The 18,908-nt window shown below is 59.1% G+C and carries 18 protein-coding genes, 2 pseudogenes and 1 riboswitch; of the genes and pseudogenes, 7 read left to right on the forward strand and 13 right to left on the reverse strand.

Features of this window, described 5'->3' with window-relative positions; genetic code table 11:
* The 6 genes from HIJ39_RS16285 to HIJ39_RS24280 form a co-directional block, all read right to left on the reverse strand.
* A partial coding sequence (locus HIJ39_RS16285) for a hypothetical protein (RefSeq protein WP_169101550.1) occupies window positions 1-497 on the reverse strand: 497 nt, incomplete at its 3' end.
* A 144-nt stretch (window positions 498-641) separates the two neighbouring features.
* The gene (locus tag HIJ39_RS16290; RefSeq protein WP_169101552.1) at window positions 642-1,082 is read right to left on the reverse strand and encodes a hypothetical protein; all 441 of its coding nucleotides are present in this window, start codon (window positions 1,080-1,082) and stop codon (window positions 642-644) included.
* A complete protein-coding gene (locus HIJ39_RS16295; RefSeq protein WP_169101554.1) occupies window positions 1,079-1,921 on the reverse strand; it encodes an ExeA family protein in 843 nt (280 codons plus the stop codon). Before HIJ39_RS16295 ends, HIJ39_RS16290 begins: the two co-directional genes overlap by 4 nt.
* Window positions 1,918-3,294 carry a DDE-type integrase/transposase/recombinase gene (locus HIJ39_RS16300; protein ID WP_169101556.1) on the reverse strand — a complete coding sequence of 459 codons (1,377 nt, stop codon included), beginning with the start codon at window positions 3,292-3,294 and terminating at the stop codon, window positions 1,918-1,920. Before HIJ39_RS16300 ends, HIJ39_RS16295 begins: the two co-directional genes overlap by 4 nt.
* 61 nt (window positions 3,295-3,355) lie before the next feature.
* On the reverse strand, window positions 3,356-3,586 hold the full coding sequence (locus tag HIJ39_RS16305; protein WP_169101558.1) for a hypothetical protein: 231 nt from the start codon (window positions 3,584-3,586) through the stop codon (window positions 3,356-3,358).
* A gap of 27 nt (window positions 3,587-3,613) precedes the next feature.
* Complete coding sequence (locus HIJ39_RS24280) at window positions 3,614-4,030, reverse strand: DUF6431 domain-containing protein (RefSeq protein ID WP_338055215.1); 417 nt, start codon at window positions 4,028-4,030, stop codon at window positions 3,614-3,616.
* Window positions 4,031-5,080: 1,050 nt separating this feature from the next.
* Here HIJ39_RS24280 and HIJ39_RS16315 point away from each other — a divergent pair.
* Together HIJ39_RS16315 and HIJ39_RS16320 are read left to right on the forward strand one after the other, a co-directional pair.
* On the forward strand, window positions 5,081-5,950 hold the full coding sequence (locus tag HIJ39_RS16315) for a tyrosine-type recombinase/integrase (RefSeq protein WP_169101560.1): 870 nt from the start codon (window positions 5,081-5,083) through the stop codon (window positions 5,948-5,950).
* Between the two features lie 592 nt (window positions 5,951-6,542).
* The gene (locus tag HIJ39_RS16320; protein WP_169101562.1) at window positions 6,543-6,719 is read left to right on the forward strand and encodes a hypothetical protein; all 177 of its coding nucleotides are present in this window, start codon (window positions 6,543-6,545) and stop codon (window positions 6,717-6,719) included.
* Between the two features lie 366 nt (window positions 6,720-7,085).
* On the opposite strand, the gene HIJ39_RS16325 is transcribed toward HIJ39_RS16320, so the two are convergent.
* Entirely contained in the window at window positions 7,086-8,255 is a 1,170-nt protein-coding gene (locus HIJ39_RS16325) for a class D sortase (RefSeq protein WP_169101564.1), read from the reverse strand.
* A 289-nt stretch (window positions 8,256-8,544) separates the two neighbouring features.
* A riboswitch (cobalamin riboswitch) is annotated at window positions 8,545-8,748 on the forward strand.
* Between the two features lie 184 nt (window positions 8,749-8,932).
* Between HIJ39_RS16325 and HIJ39_RS16330 the strand changes: the two genes are divergently transcribed.
* From HIJ39_RS16330 to HIJ39_RS16345, 4 genes are all read left to right on the forward strand, one after another.
* Entirely contained in the window at window positions 8,933-9,358 is a 426-nt protein-coding gene (locus tag HIJ39_RS16330) for a hotdog domain-containing protein (protein WP_169101566.1), read from the forward strand.
* Window positions 9,359-9,384: 26 nt separating this feature from the next.
* Window positions 9,385-11,697, forward strand: coding sequence for a ribonucleoside-diphosphate reductase subunit alpha (locus HIJ39_RS16335; protein ID WP_207711736.1), 2,313 nt, complete (start codon window positions 9,385-9,387; stop codon window positions 11,695-11,697).
* Between the two features lie 17 nt (window positions 11,698-11,714).
* Window positions 11,715-12,743, forward strand: coding sequence for a ribonucleotide-diphosphate reductase subunit beta (locus HIJ39_RS16340; RefSeq protein WP_169101568.1), 1,029 nt, complete (start codon window positions 11,715-11,717; stop codon window positions 12,741-12,743).
* A 512-nt stretch (window positions 12,744-13,255) separates the two neighbouring features.
* Window positions 13,256-13,552 carry a DUF3024 domain-containing protein gene (locus HIJ39_RS16345; RefSeq protein ID WP_169101570.1) on the forward strand — a complete coding sequence of 99 codons (297 nt, stop codon included), beginning with the start codon at window positions 13,256-13,258 and terminating at the stop codon, window positions 13,550-13,552.
* A gap of 8 nt (window positions 13,553-13,560) precedes the next feature.
* On the opposite strand, the gene HIJ39_RS16350 is transcribed toward HIJ39_RS16345, so the two are convergent.
* Complete coding sequence (locus HIJ39_RS16350) at window positions 13,561-14,367, reverse strand: IS630 family transposase (RefSeq protein WP_169101572.1); 807 nt, start codon at window positions 14,365-14,367, stop codon at window positions 13,561-13,563.
* Between the two features lie 268 nt (window positions 14,368-14,635).
* On the opposite strand from HIJ39_RS16350, the pseudogene HIJ39_RS25420 reads away from it, so the two are divergent.
* Window positions 14,636-14,773: pseudogene (locus HIJ39_RS25420) on the forward strand (transposase); the annotation flags it as partial.
* A gap of 9 nt (window positions 14,774-14,782) precedes the next feature.
* On the opposite strand, the gene HIJ39_RS16355 reads toward HIJ39_RS25420, so the two are convergent.
* The 5 genes and pseudogenes from HIJ39_RS16355 to murQ form a co-directional block, all read right to left on the reverse strand.
* Window positions 14,783-15,388, reverse strand: a complete 606-nt coding sequence (locus HIJ39_RS16355) for a hypothetical protein (RefSeq protein ID WP_169101574.1) — start codon at window positions 15,386-15,388, stop codon at window positions 14,783-14,785.
* 11 nt (window positions 15,389-15,399) lie between these two features.
* The gene (locus tag HIJ39_RS16360) at window positions 15,400-16,215 is read right to left on the reverse strand and encodes an ABC transporter permease subunit (RefSeq protein ID WP_169101575.1); all 816 of its coding nucleotides are present in this window, start codon (window positions 16,213-16,215) and stop codon (window positions 15,400-15,402) included.
* A gap of 1 nt (window position 16,216) precedes the next feature.
* Window positions 16,217-17,101, reverse strand: a complete 885-nt coding sequence (locus HIJ39_RS16365; protein ID WP_169101576.1) for a carbohydrate ABC transporter permease — start codon at window positions 17,099-17,101, stop codon at window positions 16,217-16,219.
* Between the two features lie 103 nt (window positions 17,102-17,204).
* Window positions 17,205-18,524 (reverse strand): extracellular solute-binding protein, encoded by a 1,320-nt coding sequence (locus HIJ39_RS16370; RefSeq protein ID WP_169101577.1) that lies wholly within the window; start codon window positions 18,522-18,524, stop codon window positions 17,205-17,207.
* A 45-nt stretch (window positions 18,525-18,569) separates the two neighbouring features.
* Window positions 18,570-18,908 (reverse strand): annotated as a pseudogene (murQ, locus tag HIJ39_RS16375) (N-acetylmuramic acid 6-phosphate etherase); the annotation flags it as partial.

Here is an 18,908-nt window from a genome sequence, read left to right on the forward strand (position 1 = left end):
GGGCGTGGGGGCAAATGGCCCTGGCGTTCGGGGCAGAATCCTTGCCCCATCTGCAAAACGGAATCCCGAGAGGCTATTACAGTGTGGAGGGCGGAAATGGGTTTTACGTGGCTAAGGTCCAGGCTAAAGAGCAGGGAGGCAACTGCCGACGCGAGCCCCATAACATAGGCAAAAACCAACCCCAAAGCGGTGGTAATCCAAGGCACAGCGACGCTGTGATAACTCTCCGAGGCCCGGTAATACCAGAACCGGTCCGCGCGCGGCGCACGCTCTGGGTGGTCCAGAAATGCCATAAAGTCGTCGGGAACAGAAATGCCCGTAGCCTTCGTGGCACGCAACATAATGGCCGAGGGCAAGAGAGTATTGACAATTATTAGGGACGTGACGAGCCAGCCGAGTGAAAACAACACCATCCACCAGTGCGGCGTAAAAAACAAGGAAAATAGGGCTCCCCACACGGCAATGGCTGTTATACTATACCAGATCAGACGAGGCAAGGGCTTTCCTGCGCAAAAAGTGTTAATGAGCGCTCGAGACCACGACAATGTTGTTAGGTCTCACACTGTTTGACCGGCCCGGTCTCATGATCGCTGGCCGGGCGGAGCCAAGACAAAACCCGGATCGGGAGGATCCGGGTTTTGTCAGAGTTCGCCCGCATCAAGCCAGGGTTGGGTGACTAATTGGGCCAACCAGCGGCGGCGGGCCTCGCGGGTAGGCGGAAACGCATGATACGGCCAGTGCATCGGGTCATACCAGTGTTGAAACCGGGACCAGGCGTCAAGGATTTCCACCCGACGCAACAAGCGCGGGACGTCCTCGAGGTGCCACCCGGCGCACGCGATGAGGAGATACCCTTCCCAGGTGTGGCGCAACACATGCGGCCCGTCGGGCCGCTCCGCCACAATCCAGTTCGCGGCATCGATCAGGACGTGCGCGACCCGGCGAATCCGCGTGGAGGACACGGCTTGGGCGGCAAGAAAGTCCAAGTAATCCTGAATCCACGGGGAGCCCTCGCCGTTGGCGGCATAGACTTCCACGCCCGCAGCGATAAAGCTGGGCACGGCGACAAAGCGGTCGGTCATGCCGGTCGTCCCCCTTTGGGTGTCAAGGGTTGTGTCCACTGCAACTCCGCCTGGGCCGTCGCCACGATGCCATCATCAATGACCGTCTGCTGGGCCACGAAGGCCGCGAGCAGACACGCCCGGGCCCAGGCGTTGAGGCGGCGGGGTCGACCTTGAGCCCACTCATGCGCGGCGTTGACGGCGGCGTCGGTGAACACCGGGCGATCAATCCCGACCTGCCGGAGCTGGTGGATCAGATAGTCGGCGGGTTCGGCCGCCGTGAACGGCGGCACATGAAACGCCATCGTCACCCGTTCCCGAAAGGCCTCGAGCGGTTGGAGCGCCAACTTGTGCCGCAGTTCGGTATGACCCACGAGAATCAGTGCGAGCGGCGCGGTGGTGTCCATGGCAAAATTCACGAGCGTTCGCAAGGCTTGCAGGACGGCTGGGGCCAGCCAGTGGCTTTCGTCGAGCACGATCACCGGAAGGCGCCCGTGTTGGGTCGTTTCTGTCCAGAGCGCTTGGCGGACCGCGCGCTGCGTCTCGAGGGGACGATGCGGAATGGGCAAGTTGAGATCATAGGCCAACTGACGATAGAGTGTGCGGGTGGTCCAGTCCTCGGCCACGGCGAGATAGAGCGGGTGATACTGATTGGGGTTCAGTGCCTGAACGAGGGTCCGCATGAGCGTGGTTTTGCCCAAACCGGACTCCCCGGTCAGGACCCAGACGCCGCGTTCCGCGAGGATATGATCCAACCGGGCCCGGCATTCGGCGAGCGCCGGCGTCGGAAATACCGCTTCCGGCGCTGGATCGCGGGGAAAGGGCGCCCGGCGGGCGCCAAAATACTGCCACCAATTCATACGTCGTCGGTCCTTTCTGGCGGCCGGGCCGCCCAGTCAATGCCCCCCTGATGGCGGGCCTCGCGTTGCCGGGCCAAGATGGTGAGATAGCTCAAGCCGGGCCCCATCGCGGGTTTGGGCGCCGGGGTGGCCTCCAGGACGGGGGCCGCCTGGTCGGCGGCCCCCGCTTGGCCATAGCACTGATTTTCGTACCAGACGTCGATGGTTTCCGGGGCGTGCGGATCCCACCGTAGCTCCACCCGACATTGCAATAACCCCTCCGGCACGATCCAGCGGTGCCCTTGCCATTGCACTTGGCCCGTCTTGTCCACGGTGCGGGTGCACCGCTCTTGAAACGCGGCGTGGAGCACCTCCCATGACACCGACCGATGCAGCGACCCGGCTTGCCAGCGGACGAGGGGCGCCTCTCCTGTCTCGCGATGCACCCGCCGATGATAATGCGCCTCACACCAGGCGGTGAACCACGTGTTCAGTTGCCCCAACGAGTCCGCCGGTTGGACCCGGAGTTCCGGCAAAAACGACGATTGCACAAATCCCCAGAGTTTCTCCTGTTTGCCTTTACCCTGGGGAGTGTAGGCGGGGGTGTGGATGAGACGGATATCCAATCGCGCCAGAATGCCCTCCAACCGCTGACTCACGTAGATTTGGCCATTGTCACAATAAAATCGCCGCGGAGCACCCCAGCGTTCCAGGGCCTGCCGTAAGAGGGCTTCCAGCAGGTCGGTGTCGGCGGACCAGGCAAATTGCCCGGCCATAATCCGCCGCGAATAGTCATCGAGGATCACCAGACAATACGTCGCGCGCATGCGGTCGGGCTGAGCGGGCGTGGGATCGGGTAAAAACGGGCCATTCATCACGTCGCTTTGCCAAAGATCCCCCGGACCGGCCGCCTCCCACCGTTTGTAGCGTTTCGGGGCCGCCGTCCGGATGCGCCTTTTGGTCCAGCCGGCGCGGTGCCAATGGCGATATAACGTACTCCGGCGAATCCCGTCCACGGCGGCCGTGGGAATCCCGGCGGTCGGGGCCCACGCCCGGAGCAAGGCCAGCACTTGCTCGGCGCTCCGCTCGGGGACTTCCTGCTTGAAGGCTACCGCTTGCTCCCACAACGCGGGCGGAATCGCCCGCAGCTGTCCGGCATCCGCGCGGGGTTGCGGGCGCAAGGCCGCAAAACCCCCCTGCCGATAGATTTGTAGCCAGCGTCGGAGCGTCCGTTCGGACGGGGGCGCCACATGGCCCGTGGGGGCCGTGATGGGCTGTTCACCCAATTGCCCCAGATACGCCGCCCGGGTTTGCGGAGTGGTGGCGGGATCGAGGCAGGGACTAATCACCCGGTACCGGTACAAGGCCCAAGCTTCACATTCTTCCTCTGTCATCCGACAAAATCACCTCCTGAGGGGAGGATAGCGGGTTTTGCCCCGCCCGAGCCCCTGCCAATCAGGGTGGGGAATCCGGGTGCTGCCGCACCCGACGCCCTAAATGGGTGACGGCGGAGATGGGAGCCGCCGGCATCACCTCGGGCGCCACGCTTCGCCACACGATCCAGCCAGGCATCCGCTGGGCCTGCGCCACGTCGAGCACCTGTAACGTGATGGCGGCCCACGCCACACACAACCAAGCCCAGTCGCCGGATCGGGCCGTGGACGGGGGGCGCCAGGCCGGGCTCACTAGGTCATCCCACCCGATGGCCCGACTCTATTGGGCGACCAATGCCCGAAATTCGGGACTGACGGCGATCCAGGGCCGCAGGTGCGCCCGAATCCAGGCCAAGCTCCAATGCCAGCGGTCAGCGGTTTGCTGTAAGGAATGCCCGTCGACCGCCACCGCGGTCACCGCCGCCTCTAAAATCCACAGAGCAGCCAATTCGTAAGGGAGAATCCAGGGCGGGAAGAGGGTCTCGACGGTGTGGCACGCGCGACAGCGGAGCCGGGTCAAGGCAATGAAATCAATCTGATCCGCCGCCCATTGCAACGCCCGCCGTCGGCAACCTTGGATTTCCCGGGGGGCGTGACACCCCGGACACGGCCGCAGGGCGGGCAACATGGTGACCAAAAACTGGGTGTAAAGCTGACAGACGGCCTCAAAAGCCGTTATACTAAATCCGGATTGCATGAACTGAGAGCAGGGGTCGGCCAGGACTCCCTGCTCTTGCCTCCTTTACGGAACGTTCTGTTCCGTATGAAACCGGATCAGGGGATTCAATTCAACGATTAAGTCCAAATTTGCAAGATTTTGGCCCGTGGCCCTCGGCCACGGAAATCGAGACGAATCCTACGCGTTGCGGTCAAATAACGTGGGACCTAACAACAATGTCATCCTTCCTTCCGTTCATCAACAACATGGATAGTATATCGAACTCCATGTTGGTGCCTACAAAGTTTGAGAAACATCAAGCTTTTGTCGGACGGCACAAATCGCCGGTTGCTTGCAAGCATGCAGCGTATCCATGTTGTCTACTCTTAGATACAAACGGGGGCCTCGCTGCTTTCCGGGGAGTCTCCCGTGCCTATCTCTTGGAGGGAATCCCCGGTTTGTTCTGTCTCGTTTGCTACGTTCAAACCGGGGGTGAGCTGAAGATTGTTTGTACAGACAGACCAAATTCGATCGAATGAGATGAATGCGCTATCGCGCACCTTGTAACCTGTGGCCCCTCGGTTTTTCCGGTAACTGGGCAACTAGTGATCCCAAGCGACATGGTCTTGATCGATATCCTGGAGGGTCATGATGTATGCCTACGTCCTGTTCTGGATCCAGGGGACTGCACGCAAGGGGTTCTTGGAGACGCTTAAGGGAGAACTGGGTACGGGATTGGAATCACCCGCATGATCCCATTTCTGACGCGTCGGCAGCAACGCTGTCGGAATCTACGCCGGCTATCCCAGAGGCGGGCAACAAGGCACATCGGGCTCAAAGGGACCTGGCCGCGCAACAGGAAGAACCTGAGCGACTACGCCCAACACTCGAGGACAGGGACGTCACCCTCCGCCTAAGCATGGGGGTGGAGGTTGTCCCAGGCTTCGTGGATTTTGATTCCGTAGAGCACGTATTCCGCACCTAAATTTTGGTAATCGGGGTTAAATAGTCGCGTAGCCTCTGCGGAGCGTCCGTGCTATGCTGTCCCTAACAATCCTTGCCAATCCCGGCAGAGGGAGGGACACCGCCTTGACGGACCGTGAGATCATTGAAGCCTGGCTGGCCTCGAAGAATCCTAGCACAGCCCGTGTCTATGGCCCTGTGGTCGCCGACTTCCAACGGGCCATGGGAAAGCCCCTAGCCGACGTGACCCCGGCTGATGCCCGGCATTGGCTGAACCAGTGGAACGAGCAGGAGCCTGCCACCCGGGCGCGCAAGATCCGCACGCTGCGCTCGCTCTATCGGTTCGGTCAAGCGGTGGCGGACTGGCCCATCAATCCCTTTTATACCCTGCGGGACCCGAAAATCCCCGAACGGCTCAAAGAGCGCATCCCCACCCCGGAACAAGTCTGGGCGCTGATGGCGGCGGCGCACGCCGCCGGCCCGCGACTCGGCGCGATTGTGACCTTAATCTTTGGCACCGGCTGCCGGATTTCGGAAGTGACGACGGCCACCTGGGGCCACATCGAGCGCACGCCCGACGGGCACTGGGTCTGGCATGTCGCCCACCGGCGTCCGACGGCGCAGCTCCCCTTGCGGGCGGAAGTGGTCGCGGCGCTGGGTGCCTGGCGCGTCGCACAAGGGCTGCCGCCGCTTTGGGCGGCAGACGATGAGACGCTGCTGTTCCCGAACGCGGACGGTGAACCGTGCCATCCGTCCGCGCTGTCCACGGCCATCCGACGGATCGCGGCCAAAGCCGGGCTCAAACACGCCATCCCGCCCCAGGGGAACCGCCACGCGCATGCGGGCATCGCCCTCGAGCATGGCGCGCCCGTGGAGCTGGTCCAAAAGAGTCTGGGGCATCGGCGCCGGACCTCCACCGAGCGGTATTTGACGGCCGTAAATCTCCCCAAATCGTCGGCCGACGTCCTGCCGTGGGGACCATCCACCTCGTCGTAACGACGGCTTAAAGCATGAGAATAATTGACAATTCTGTGGGCATCTTATACGATGAAGGCACAAAAGCATAAACCCCGTCCTAGTCGTGACACTAGAACGGGGCGGGTTGGTCGGCTCAGTTTTGCGGGCCGGGGGCCTGAGATTTTCAGGGAATCACGTCGCGAACGCTTCTTCCCTGAAGAGCCCCAACGAAGAATCGCGAAGTAGCGTCCTCACGGTGCTACTTCTTCTTGTTTCGGCGGGTCTTCTGAATGAGCCGCATCACGAGCTTCACGGATGGAACCACGAGAATGAACTCAATCGGCATGCGCCTCCCCCTCTCTCGACCCGCGACACCGAACCGACCGCATAACGAGAGGGGGTACCCGACGACGACCTGCGTATCTTCCTAAATTATACCATGTCCGACCTGTTCGAGGACAGCCCTGAAGACCACCGGCAGATCCCCCAAATCCTCGCTGCCCTGCGGATTGGCAGGCTTTTACCGAAACGCGAAAAATCCCCGGACGATACGCCAGAAGATGGTAAGGTCGAAGGGTCCTATCACTTGAGGACAGCGCACCACCATTCTGATGACAGGGAGGACAATTCAATGTCCACGTATCAACTCGCCGTCAATGAGCGACGGCTACTGGCCGAATTCCCGGCCTTTTTCCACTCGTTTGAGGAAATGCTCACGGAGTTAACCCAGAATGTGAGTAGAGTCCGGTATTGTGTGTACAAAGGGCTTAAAGATTTAAAAGCCATTGGGTTCCCTTGGTCGATTTGAAAGCGACAACCAACAAATTCCAAGGAGGATCGCGCAATGGCTCACCATCAGGCCTTTACAAGTTAACCGTAACACTGAGTAACACGGCACCAGTAAACGTTGAGATATGGAATGCCTCCGGAAACCATCTTATTGAACGCAGGGACGTGCCCGCATCGACGTCGATCCGGACCTACACAATTGACTACAGCGTGCAAAAGCATTATCCTTCGCGAACATTCCATGGCAGGTCGATCTTTCAGATTAGTCCTGTTGTTCCGTCTTCAGATAATATCGAAGTTCGTGTTTGGGAACCCACCGCCGCATTGGTGGATATCTATTCCTTGGGTGTCATCCGTCAGTAGGTGATATTCGGTTCGTCTATCCCTACGCGGACGGTGTTACGGAGAGTCCGGCAATATATTGCCTATTCTGATGGCTAGTAACCGCCAATCGGATCTCATATACATTCCCCCCAATTTGAGCCTGAACATTGAGGTCGGTTTCCACTACGCGCAGTTTGGCAACGTGAACGATTTCGTCCGCCCGCCCCACGTATGAGACCTGCACTCCCACCAGCGGTTGGATGGTCGAAAACGGAATGTTGGGCGCCAGCTCATGCCACCATGTGGGATTATCGGCCTGAGCAATATGAATCATTGCGAAGTGTAACTCTGTTGTGGCATCGGCCGCATTGAGCGGCGCATTGCTCTGCCGCCAAGCCTTTGTCGGGTTCCCTTGTATCGTCAGCGTCCCCATCGGGATGTAGTTCGTTGCCAGGGTAAGTCCTTGCGCCTTCACCGCCGTCGGAATCCCAATTGGTATGTATTGAGTATTAGGTGGTATTGCCGATGCGCTCTTCCCGTTAACCCGGGTTGATACCAAATTCGCCCACACGAGGTATCTGTACGGTGTCAGGTACAGGGCATTCAAAGGATAGCAAGCCTCAAGAACAATGGACGAGTTATGGGAGTTGTAAACAGGAGTTCCCGTATGTAACACAGCACTCTTGGTCACGTGATAGATGAGGGTTTTGTGGCGATCGACCACTTCGATCACCGCGCCTGGCTTCAACTCGTTTATGCGGTGAAACCATGTGACATCGTGCGCCGCCAAGATGCTGGTGCCGTCTTGTCCGGGCATAACGCTCGCTCGAAGATGACCCACGCCCACGTTAAGTTCGGCATCTTGGGTGCCTTGCAACACTGGCGCTGTCACTCCGAGCGACGGGATCTTCATTACCGAGAGCACATTCGTAGGCCAAGATGTGGCAGTTGCTACCGCTTCTCCCTTCGTGGCTCTGCCCGGGGCCGCCTTCAACGCAGATGAAGCCAAGTGATGTCCGACATACCATGAGCGAAGATAGAAGAAGGGTATACGGCCCAAAACAACGACGCCCACCATGAGGAGACCCCACCCGGCCCACCTGAGGCCCCGTGGGGTCTTTCGGCGCAGGCGCTTTTGAACCTCCCGCTCAAGCTTCTTGCGCGCGACCCGTGAGGGAACCAAACGAGCGATAGGCGAGCCGTCGTGTCCGCCCCGTTCGTGATACGACATCGTCCTCCCCCTCTGGTTCACCTTGTCTTTTTCCTTACATTGTAAGGCAACTTGACTTCGGAGGGAATTCCATGTGCCACGTAAAGGACCGTTTAGTGCATCATTCGCAACCTTAAGCACTGGGAGTTGTGCTTCGGTGAATTCCCCGGCGAAGAGCCCATTTCTGCGGGTTGTTTCGTGATGAGTGCGGTGGGCGTCCCCGTTTGATAGCGACATTCACCGGTTTACGAATCCTCGCCGATACCCTATAAATTGTACCTTCGATGTTGACGCACGACTACATCTAGGGCACCATGGAGGTACGTCAGGTGAACCCCCTCCCCGGGGGTTCTCAATAGGGAACCCCGTGCGAATCGGGGACTGGCCCGCAACGGTAACAAGAACAGACAAGACGGCGGCCTCCTCGGGCCGCCACCCACTGAATCGTGAGATTTGGGAAGGGCTTGTCCTGAGTGCTTGAAGTCCGGAGACCTGCCTGACGATCGAGACTCGATACCCTCGTGGAGCGGGGTCGTGGAGTCATGGTCGTTGTCGGCTGAATCCCGGACAAGATCCTGATCTTCACACACCGTGCCCACGTTGAGGAGGACACGGATCATGCTGTTTTGCGCGCGCGTCAGCCCACGGGCTGGCGGGATCCCTTCGTGGGCTGCCGCCATCGCCCGACGAGGTGCCCCGTGAGTGCCGGCCCTCGTGGAGACATCACGCACCGCGTGCTGCCCAGCGATGTCAATCATCTCGGCACCTTATTCGGCGGGCGTCTTCTGGAATGGATGGATGGGGCGGCCGAGATCGCCGCTGCGCGGTATGCGCGGCGGGTGGTGGTCACCGTGGCCATGGAGCAGGTGGTGTTTACCCAGCCCGTGCAGGTGGGCGATCTCGTGCGTATCGAGGCCGCGATCGACCGGATCGGGCGGACGTCCATCCGGGTGCAGGTGACGGCGTGGCGGGAGTTGACTGACGGAACCGCCGTGATCGCCTGTGCCGCGCGCCTCACGTTCGTCGCGTTGGACGCGTCCGGACGCCCGGTGCCGGTGCGGGGCGCCTGTCCCGATGCAGATGCCCCGCAAGCCGCCGAGACGTCGCCGTCATCCCCGGCATGAGGCTAAAGAGAAAGGATGGATGGAACATGACCTTGACAGTGACCAAGCGCGACGGGCGTCGCGAACCCTTGGATTTTACGCACGTCCGTGCGGCGTTGGATTTTGCGACCGAGGGGCTGGCGGTCGACCCCGTGGCGCTCGAAGCGCAGGCCGCGATCGGGTGGCAGGACGGCATGCCGGTCTCCGCGATCCAAACGAGCTTGATCGACGCCGCGTTACGGCAAGTGAGCCCCGACGAACCGATGTGGGACGCGGTCGCCGCACGGCTGCTGCTGTACGATCTCTACAATCAGGCGATGGTGGCCCGCCGACTGCCGACCTTGGGTTACGGGGAGTACCCGACCTTAGTGGCGCGGATGGTACAGGAGGGGTTATACGATCCGGCCCTGCTCGACACCTATTCGCCTGCTGATTTGGCGGAAGCCGGCCAGTGGATTGACCCCGATCGGGATCGGCTGTTCTCGTATGCCGGGCTTCAACTGCTCAGTGATCGCTATTTGGTGCGGCCGCGCGATGGCGGGGTGGCCGAATTGCCCCAGGAAGTCTTTCTGGGCATCGCCTTGACGCTCGCCCAAGCGGAGCGTCCCACCGACCGCCTGCGCTGGGCGCGGGCGTTTTATGAGGTGCTGTCCCGCTTGGATGTGACCATGGCGACACCCACCTTTGCGAACGCGCGCCGGCCCCAAGGCCAGTTGTCTTCTTGTTTCGTCGATACCGTGCCGGATTCCCTGGAGGGTATCTATCACAGCCTGAGCACGTTCGCCCGCGTCTCGAAGGCGGGCGGCGGCATGGGGAGTTATCTGGGGAAGATTCGAGCCACGGGCTCGCCCATTCGCGGCGTCTCCGGGGTCGCGAAGGGGGTCATGCCCTGGGCGCGATTGTATAACGACACGGCGGTCGCCGTCGACCAATTAGGCCAACGCCGCGGAGCCGTCACGTTGTGGCTCGACGTGTGGCATCCGGATGTGCGCGACTTCCTTGAGGCGCGTACCCCCCAGGGCGATGAGCGGCGCAAAGCCCGGGACATTTTCCCGGGGCTCACGATCCCGGATGCCTTCATGGAAGCGGTAGCCGCAGATGATGCGTGGCATCTGTTCGATCCCCACGCGGTCGAGGAGCAAATGGGCTTTCGCCTGGAGGACGCGTACGGGGACACGTGGAGGGCCCGCTATGCCGCCTGCGTCCAGAACCCGGCCTTGCCCCGGACGACGTGTTCCGCCAAAGCCTTGTGGCGGCAGATTCTGCAGGCGATTTACCGCTCCGGGACCCCGTTCCTGCTGTTCCGCGATACCGTCAACCGGGCGAATCCGAACGCGCACACGGGCATGATTTATTCATCCAACCTGTGCACGGAAATCCTGCAAAACCAATCCCCGAGTCATCCGCAGGAGCCGGTCATGACGGCGGCCGGCCACGTCGAGCAACGCACCACGCCGGGAGACCTCGTCGTCTGCAACCTCGCATCCATACATTTGGGTCACATGCACACGCCCGCCGACATCGACCGGGTGGTCCCCATCGCCGTCCGCATGTTGGATGACGTCATCACCGTGAATCACCTGCCGGTGCCCCAAGCGACCGCTACCAACGCGGCGTATCGGGCGATAGGGCTCGGCGTCCATGGGTACCAGCAATATCTGGTCGCCCGCGGCATTCCGTGGGAGTCCGCGGACCATGTGGCCGAAGCGGATGCCCTCTTCGAACGCCTGGCGTATCACGCCATTCAGGCGTCGGTGGATTTGGCCCGCGAACGCGGCGCATACCCCCATTTTCCGGGCTCGGCGTGGCAGACGGGCGCCTACTTTGCCCAACGCGGCTATACCAGTCCGGCCTGGCAGGCCCTGGCTCAGCGGGTCGCCACCGACGGGATGCGAAACGGCTACCTGCTCGCCATCGCGCCAACGGGCAGCACGTCGATTCTTGCGGATGCCACGCCGGGCATCGATCCCGTGTTTGAGCACGTCTGGCGGGAGGATAAGCAGTCCTACGCGGTGTGGCGCTTGGCGCCGGGTCTCACGCCCCAAACCCGTGACCAATACGTGACGGCCCATGCGGTCGATCAGAGCTGGTCGATCCGCGCCGCGGCCGCGCGCCAGCGTCACCTCGACCAGAGCCAATCGCTGAACCTCTATCGGACCGCGACGCTCGATGCCGCGACCCTGTCGGCCTGGTATCAATTGGCCTGGGCGTCGGGCGTCAAAACGATTTACTACTTCCGCAACTTTCAACCGACCGCGACGCCGGCGGTGGTGGGGCCTACACTACCGGACACCACGGCGCCGGAGACCGCGACTGCCGAGAGCCCCCACGCGATTCGCTGCTATGGGTGTGAGCTATAACCTTGGGAGGTGTTCGCATGACAACCGTGTTATCCCGATCCCCGCTCTTTCATCCGGCGGGTCCCCGCCGGCCGGAGGGCTTGGTCGGACCGACAACCTACCTGCTCGAACTGACCGGCTGTCGGTATCCGTGGGCCGACCATCTCTATCGGACGATGCGGGATTTCTATTGGAAACCCGATGACGTCAATCTGGTCGCCGACCATGCGCAATTTACCCAATTGGCGCCGGTGGAGCAAGAGACATTTCTGCACACGCTCGGTTTTCTCATTTACCTGGACAGTATTCAAATTCAAAACCCGGCGTGGCTCGCGCAGTACATCGCCGCGCCGGAAGTGGGCGCCTGCCTGGTCACCCAGGCCTTTTTCGAAACCATCCACGCCCAGAGTTATGACCATTTGCTGTCCTCGATTGTCGACAGCGGAACCCGGGAGTCCGTCTACCGCTTGTGGCGGGATCATCCGATCTTGGCGTCGCGCAATCACGAACTGGTGGCCCCGTATGAGGCGTTCCATCAGGATCCGACCCTGGAGCGCTTCGCGACGCTCTGCTTTGCGGACGTCCTGTTGGAGGGCGTGTATTTTTGGTCCGGATTTGCCGTGTTCCTGACGCTGGCGACCCGGCAGCAAATGACCGGAACGGCCCAGTTGATTCGCCAGATCCGCCGGGATGAGCAACAGCACCTCGCGCTCTACATTCAATTAATCCGCACCCTGCGCGACGAGCATCCGGACCTGTTTAGCCCCACCCTATCCGCCGCCTGGCACGACTTGGCGCGAGCGGCCGCGGAGCATGAAATCGCCTGGATGCAGGCGATTACCGGAGGACAATTTCCGGGGCTGCCGGTCGATCGGATCACGGCGTATGTCAAGTGGGTCACGAACTTGCGGCTGAAAGCCGTAGGGTTGGAACCGCTATTCCTGTGGATCGACCAAAACCCCATGCCGTGGCTCGACCGGATGGGCGAGATGAACACCGGGAAGGCCGACTTCTTCGAGCAAGCGGTGGTGAACTACCAAGACGACCTCGATTTCTCGGATATTTGACCCGGGGATTCATCAAGGACGGGGCGGAGAACGGTGGGACTCGGTGTGGGGAGCGCTATCGACGCGAGACAAGGGTGGCACATGAGGAGAGGATGCTCGCCAGCCGTGACCCTCGCGGTTGACCGAGTAGTTTCTCGTTTCTGGCCGGCCGGTCACACCGCAAAGGATGGCCCGCCGATGGGGGCATGCCCCATGTGTTTAATGATATGCGCCGGATAGGGCTGGCTCCACGCATCATTAAGGGGGGATGGATTTCCTTACCACGATCCCATCTCCAACCGCCGACTCAAGGCCACCATATCAACCCCGACATCGATCGGAACCGTCGATGCATCTGGCTCCATGATGGGAGGGCGGGAGAATTGGGCATTGCCGATAGGCGGGAATTGCTCCCGTAACGGACTTCGCCGTACTAGTGTCACGTTCGGCTAATCATTAGCCATCGATGCCGAGCGGGGTGGACTTGAGGTATTGTCGCCAGCTAGGCACTTCTCTATGGTAGATGCATGGACATGGACGCCAAGGCAGACGAACTGCGTGGGTGGCTACAACAGCAATTTCCGCAGCAACAGTTTGAGGTGACGATCCGGGGACGCCAGGTGGTGGTCGCCGGGATTTCCCCGGCGTGGCCTACCGACCCGGATCCCCTGGTTCGGTTGCGATGCCACGCCGGGGGCCACTGGGACATCAGTTACTGGCGGCACACGGGGCGCTGGGAGGTCATCCCCTCGTTGGGCGAGTCCTGGCCTGCCGTGCGGCAGGCGTTATCGGATGACCCCATGGGCTTGTTTTGGGCCGGGCTCAACTGAGCCCGGGGCTATTCAGCCAGGGGTTTGCCGGTATAGGTCCAGCGAAAAGGATGGGTATGTCGGTTATATGCGGCGAGGAAGGTCGTGAGCTTCGCCGCTAAGTCGTCTACGGAGACGAACTGCCCATGTCGCAGGAGCTTCCGTTGGAGGATACCGAACCAAATCTCGATTTGATTGAGCCAGGACGCGTGGATAGGCGTAAAGACAAAGCGCCAGCGCGGATGCGCGGTAAGCCAGTCCTGAACCCGGGCGGTTTTGTGCACGGCCAAGTTATCACAAATGCCCACGATATCTGTGATGACAGGTGGGTACTGCGCGTCCAATGCGTCTAGGAACGCCACGAATTCTTCCTGTCGGTGGCGTGGGTAGGTCTGGCCGACGACGTGGCCCGTCTGCACCTCAAAGGCAGCGAGCAAACTGAGTGTGCCATGGCGCCGATACTCATAGTCCGTCCGAGCTGGGTAGCCGGGACGGGGCGGCAGATGGGGACCAAGTTGTTCTTTCGCTTGCATGCCAGTTTTCTCGTCGAAGCTCAAAATCAGTCGGCCGGCCATCGGCAGCTCGCGATACAAATTGGTAATCGCCTGTTGCTTCGCGGCGAAGTCCGGGTCGTGGCTGTTCAGCCACATGGCCTGTTTATGCGGCTTGACGGCGGCTTCATCTAAAATGGTCCACACGGTGGACGGCGCGGGGCGCAGCGTGGTTTCTTCGTGGATAGCAGTCGTGAGATCGCGAATCGGCCATTGACTGGTCTCCTCGGGCGGACGACAAGCCAGCACGACAATGGCCATGCGGTCGTCGGGGCCGTAGACCATGGGGGGCTGTCCCAAAAGAGTCCGGATTAGGACCCGAAGGGGGCAGCCCCCTTCGTCTGGCTCAACGTAAAAAAGCGCATGGGATCAACATTTTCCGGCCCTTCTGGTACCCTGGTAAGTAAGAATTCGGGACAGGAGCGATTGTCATGCCGGATGAGACCACGCAAATGCAATGGCCTTTGGACGACCCACGCCGGGAGCCCTCGGAGTCCCGGCCGCGTCCGCGGCCGACCTTTCAAGCCTACGCCCAAATCAGTTGGTGCTTCCCATGGACCTCCAAGCGCTGATTCCCCCGCGTCACGTGGTGCGCGTGGTCAATGACGCCATCGACCGCATTCCGGATGCAACCTTTGAGGCCCCCTATGTGGGCGGCGGCCGGCCGCCGTATCATCCGAAAATGCGGACCAATTGTAAATCAGATGTTCGCATCGTTTACAAGCAAGTGGTGCGCGCCGACTACGAGCGTACCGCCCAAACCCAAAAGACCGAACATGGGCCATAGCAAGGAAAGCACCACCGCCCCGCCCATAAGTACCAGATACAACCCAGTCATTCCACGACGACTTCGTACCTGCTGAATCGTATGTTGCCAAGCGTTAGCAAGGGACTGGGTCACGGATAACTGCGCCAACCCAACGAGCGCAAATCCGGACACAAGGTAATCTAACGCGAGAACGCCTATTAAGTATCCAACACGAAGAGGCCCAGGCAGGATATGGACGACCTGTAGACCGATTAAGGTGAGTACAATTACCAAGGCGAGGGGCCAGACCACGATTAATCCTGGGACGAAGGCAGCCTTGAAGACAGTCTTGTATTCGGCAACCACTACGATCCACCGTTCTTGGGCCTCCACACCGCGCCATGCCGCAATGAGGGCAGTGACATTGGCTGGGAAGGTGACGACTCCCAGCGAGATGACGGCAAATGCGAGACTAAAGCTCATGAACCACGCGACGCGCGTCCACCCGAAGGCCAAACGTTCGAAGAGAGTAGTCCGTTGATACGGGTCCGTGGTCATTGGCGCTCACCTCACAGTTTAATCGATCCCGACAGCGCACCTTGGACAAAGTAACGTTGCACAAACACAAACGCCAAAATAAGCGGTGCGGCCACGATAAAAATAGCGGCTGCAAGGAGTGTCCAGTCGCTCTGGTAACTGCCGTAAAACGTATATAACCCACGTGTTAACGGAAATAGGTTGTTGTTCGCAAGAAAGACCACAGGCCCAATGAGATCATTCCAGACCGCGACCGCAGCGTAAATACCGACTGTCGCCAGGGCAGGCTTGGCCAGCGGCATAATGATTTGAAACACATAGCGGATGTAACCGGCGCCATCCATGGCCGCGCTCTCATCCAATTCAACGGGGATGGTTTGAAAATATCCCGTAAAGAACAGGAACCCTAAGTTCACGCCGGCCTGAACGTGTAAGAGGATGTAGCCAATGCGGTTATTGTAAAGGTGCAAGACTAATGACTCAATGAACAACGGAATCAACCCGACAGGGAGGAAAAATCCTAGAATCATTAACGTATAAATAGTTGACGAGCCTTTGAGATATCGTCGAGACACCGGGAAAGCGAGAAACACGCTACATAATAGGGCCAATCCAGTCGCGAAAAATGTGTAGACCACCGAATTGGTGAAATAGGTGCCCATATCGGCCCTGACCCAAGCATGCACATAGTTGGCCCAGACGACAGGATGAGGCAGAGAAAGAGGGTTGACAAGAAATTGCCGTGGCCCTTGAAGCGACACGGATACTAGGTAAAGCAATGGAAGTAAATAAAATGCTGTGCAGAGCGCGGCGACAATGGCCCAACGACCCCAGGAGATTTTCGGCACCTTAACTCACATCTTCCTCTCTACGGCGTAAGTAGCGTTGAAGTGGAATCGCGACAATTAATGTAACGATGAACATGACCACGCTCAATGTGGCACCTAACCCGAGATCGCCCGATCCTTGAAAGGCGGTATTGAACATAAACATGCCCAGCGTGTTGGTGTTGTTCTGACCGTCCGTTAAGACGTAAATAAGGTCGTACGTATTTAGCGCGCCGACAGCAGCAAGGAGCACATTAACGGTCATGCTTTGAGCGATTAAGGGAAAGGTAACTTGCCGAAAAACCGTCCAGCGATCCGCGCCATCAAGAGCTGCGGCTTCAAATAACTCACCCGGGATGGCATTCATTCCGGCGAGGTACACCAGCGTCGTAAATCCAAGCATCGCCCAAATTTGCACAAAAATTACCAGGGGCAAGGCTATATGGGACGAACCGAAGAATCCGGAGCTTTTATGAAATAACCCCAGGAAATTCTCCGCCGGTCCTCCGGAGGGATTAAAGATGAGCGCCCACAGTAAGCCAATGACAGTCACCCCCAAGACAACCGGCAAAAAAATGAGGGAGCGGAAAAACTGGACCAAGGGTGTTTTGTGCCGTAAGAAAGTCGCTACGGCCAGTGCTGCCGCATTTTGAAAAATTACCACGGCCGCCGCGAAGATCAAGGTATCGAGAATCGAATTCCAGAGTCCTGGCGCTTCATCCACGAAAATTTGGACGTAATTTTGTAACCCGACAAATTGCGCGGGAACACCTGGGATGGACGTGTAGTTCGTCAGGGAAATAATGATCGTCGCAATGGACGGCACCACTGCGAAGACAACGTAAAATAGAAACCCCGGTACCGCGGCCGCGTACATGGCAACACGGTTGCGACCTCGGAACATCATGGCGTCTGTCCCGCATTCCACCTAGTCGTATGGGCCATCTCTGCAATCCTCCCGTGATGAACAAGGGATGGTGTTGCCCGGGACACGAGCAACACCATCCATCTTATTTAATGACCTGTGGCCAACCGCTCTGGTACATCTTTGCCACCTGGTTGGGTGTGTATTTGCCCTGATACATGTCCATAATGGCTGTCGGGAAGTTCGTGGTTTGATCCCAGTACGGTCCCGTCGTTGGCAGCGCTGGTAGATTATTAATCGACTCGCCCTTGCCAAACCACGTGCCCAACACTTGGGAAGAGTAGCTGTTAAACGTTCCTTCGGTCAAACTCGGAGAAATGCCCGTGGCATTCACATACTGGGCATAGATTTTCGGCTGGGCAAAGAAATTGAGCCACTTCAGGGCAGCGCTCTTATCCTTCGAGTTAGCCAATACGGCGAAGGTCAGGTCACCCTGGGTAGTAGGCGTGTTGTTGCTCGCATTGTTGCTGCCCGGGAATGGGAAGAAGCCCACTTGAAGTTTCGGATTGGCTTGCTGAACCGAGGGCAGGTCCCAGGAACCATCGAGTAACATGGCGGCCTTACCGTTGGCGAAATCGCCTGGCATCGATTCCCACGGCACACCGGCGAAGTTAGGTTCAAGGTATTGCATCACCTGTTTAGTGCGCTTGAGAACCTCGATAAATTTCGGACTAGTCCACTTGGCTTGTCCATTCCAGAGGGCCGCGTCCAGTGTGGTACCATGCGGCAAGGTTGTGCCCCAGACTTCTTGCATCAAGGGTTTCCATATGAACTGCAGGTACACGGGCCCCACATTTTGCAAGCCAACAAATAATGGCGTAACCCCGTGGGATTTGAGGACTTGGTCCACATGGATGAATTGATTGTATGTTGTCGGCACCGAGAGGTGGTATTTCGTAAAGATGGTCTTGTTGTAAAATACCCCGTACTGATACACGCCGGTCACAAGACCGTAGATTTTTCCGTTGTATGACGCGGTTGCTTCATCCGTTTTGCTGAAATTCTTCACCCAGGGTTGCCCATTGAGCGCCAAAAACTGATCGTGGGTTGCCCACAACTGGGTGTCCGATTCGTTGCTAATAGTCGGATGTTTGGGTAAGGGTTCAAACGGAAGAATGCCCATGAGGTCAGTCGAATCACTCTTAATCGCCGTTTGTTGCATGGTCTGATAGCCCCCAGCCGTGTTGGCTGCGGTCTGGTACTCCACGGTAATGTTAGGGTACTTTTGGTGAAACTCCGTGTCGATCTTTTTGAGCACTTTGACGGCCGGAGGGTTTTCCCACGTAATTAACTTCACCGTCTGGGGACCACTGCTGCTGGACCCTGAGGTGCCGCCGCTTCCGCACCCAGCCAGACCCGCAGACAGTGCCGCGGCGCTCGCCAGTAACAATGCATAACGCTTCACAACGCTTCACTCCTTATAAGTTCTCACTTGCCACCAGCGTGGTCATTACAACCGACTTAAAACCCCTCCACACTCCTGCAACCGCTTGGTGGCCTCCCTCGCGGAGGTACCGAGCACTTGCATGGCAACGGCGACCTTCACGCGGCCCTGCGCGTGGATGAGGAGTTGCTTGGCCTGTTCGCGGCCGACACCCGTAGCGAGACTGACAATCTGTATAGCCCGGTTGCGCAATTTGCGGTTGGTCGGCCGCATATCCACCATCAGATTGCGATACGTCTTGCCGAGCCCCACCATTGAGCCCGTACTTAGCATGTTGAGCACCATTTTTTCGGCGGTCCCGGCCTTTAAGCGGGTGGAGCCCATCACCACTTCCGGGCCTGTATC

Origin of the sequence: Sulfobacillus harzensis (assembly GCF_012933365.1) — a bacterium.
GTDB lineage: Bacteria > Bacillota > Sulfobacillia > Sulfobacillales > Sulfobacillaceae > Sulfobacillus_B > Sulfobacillus_B harzensis.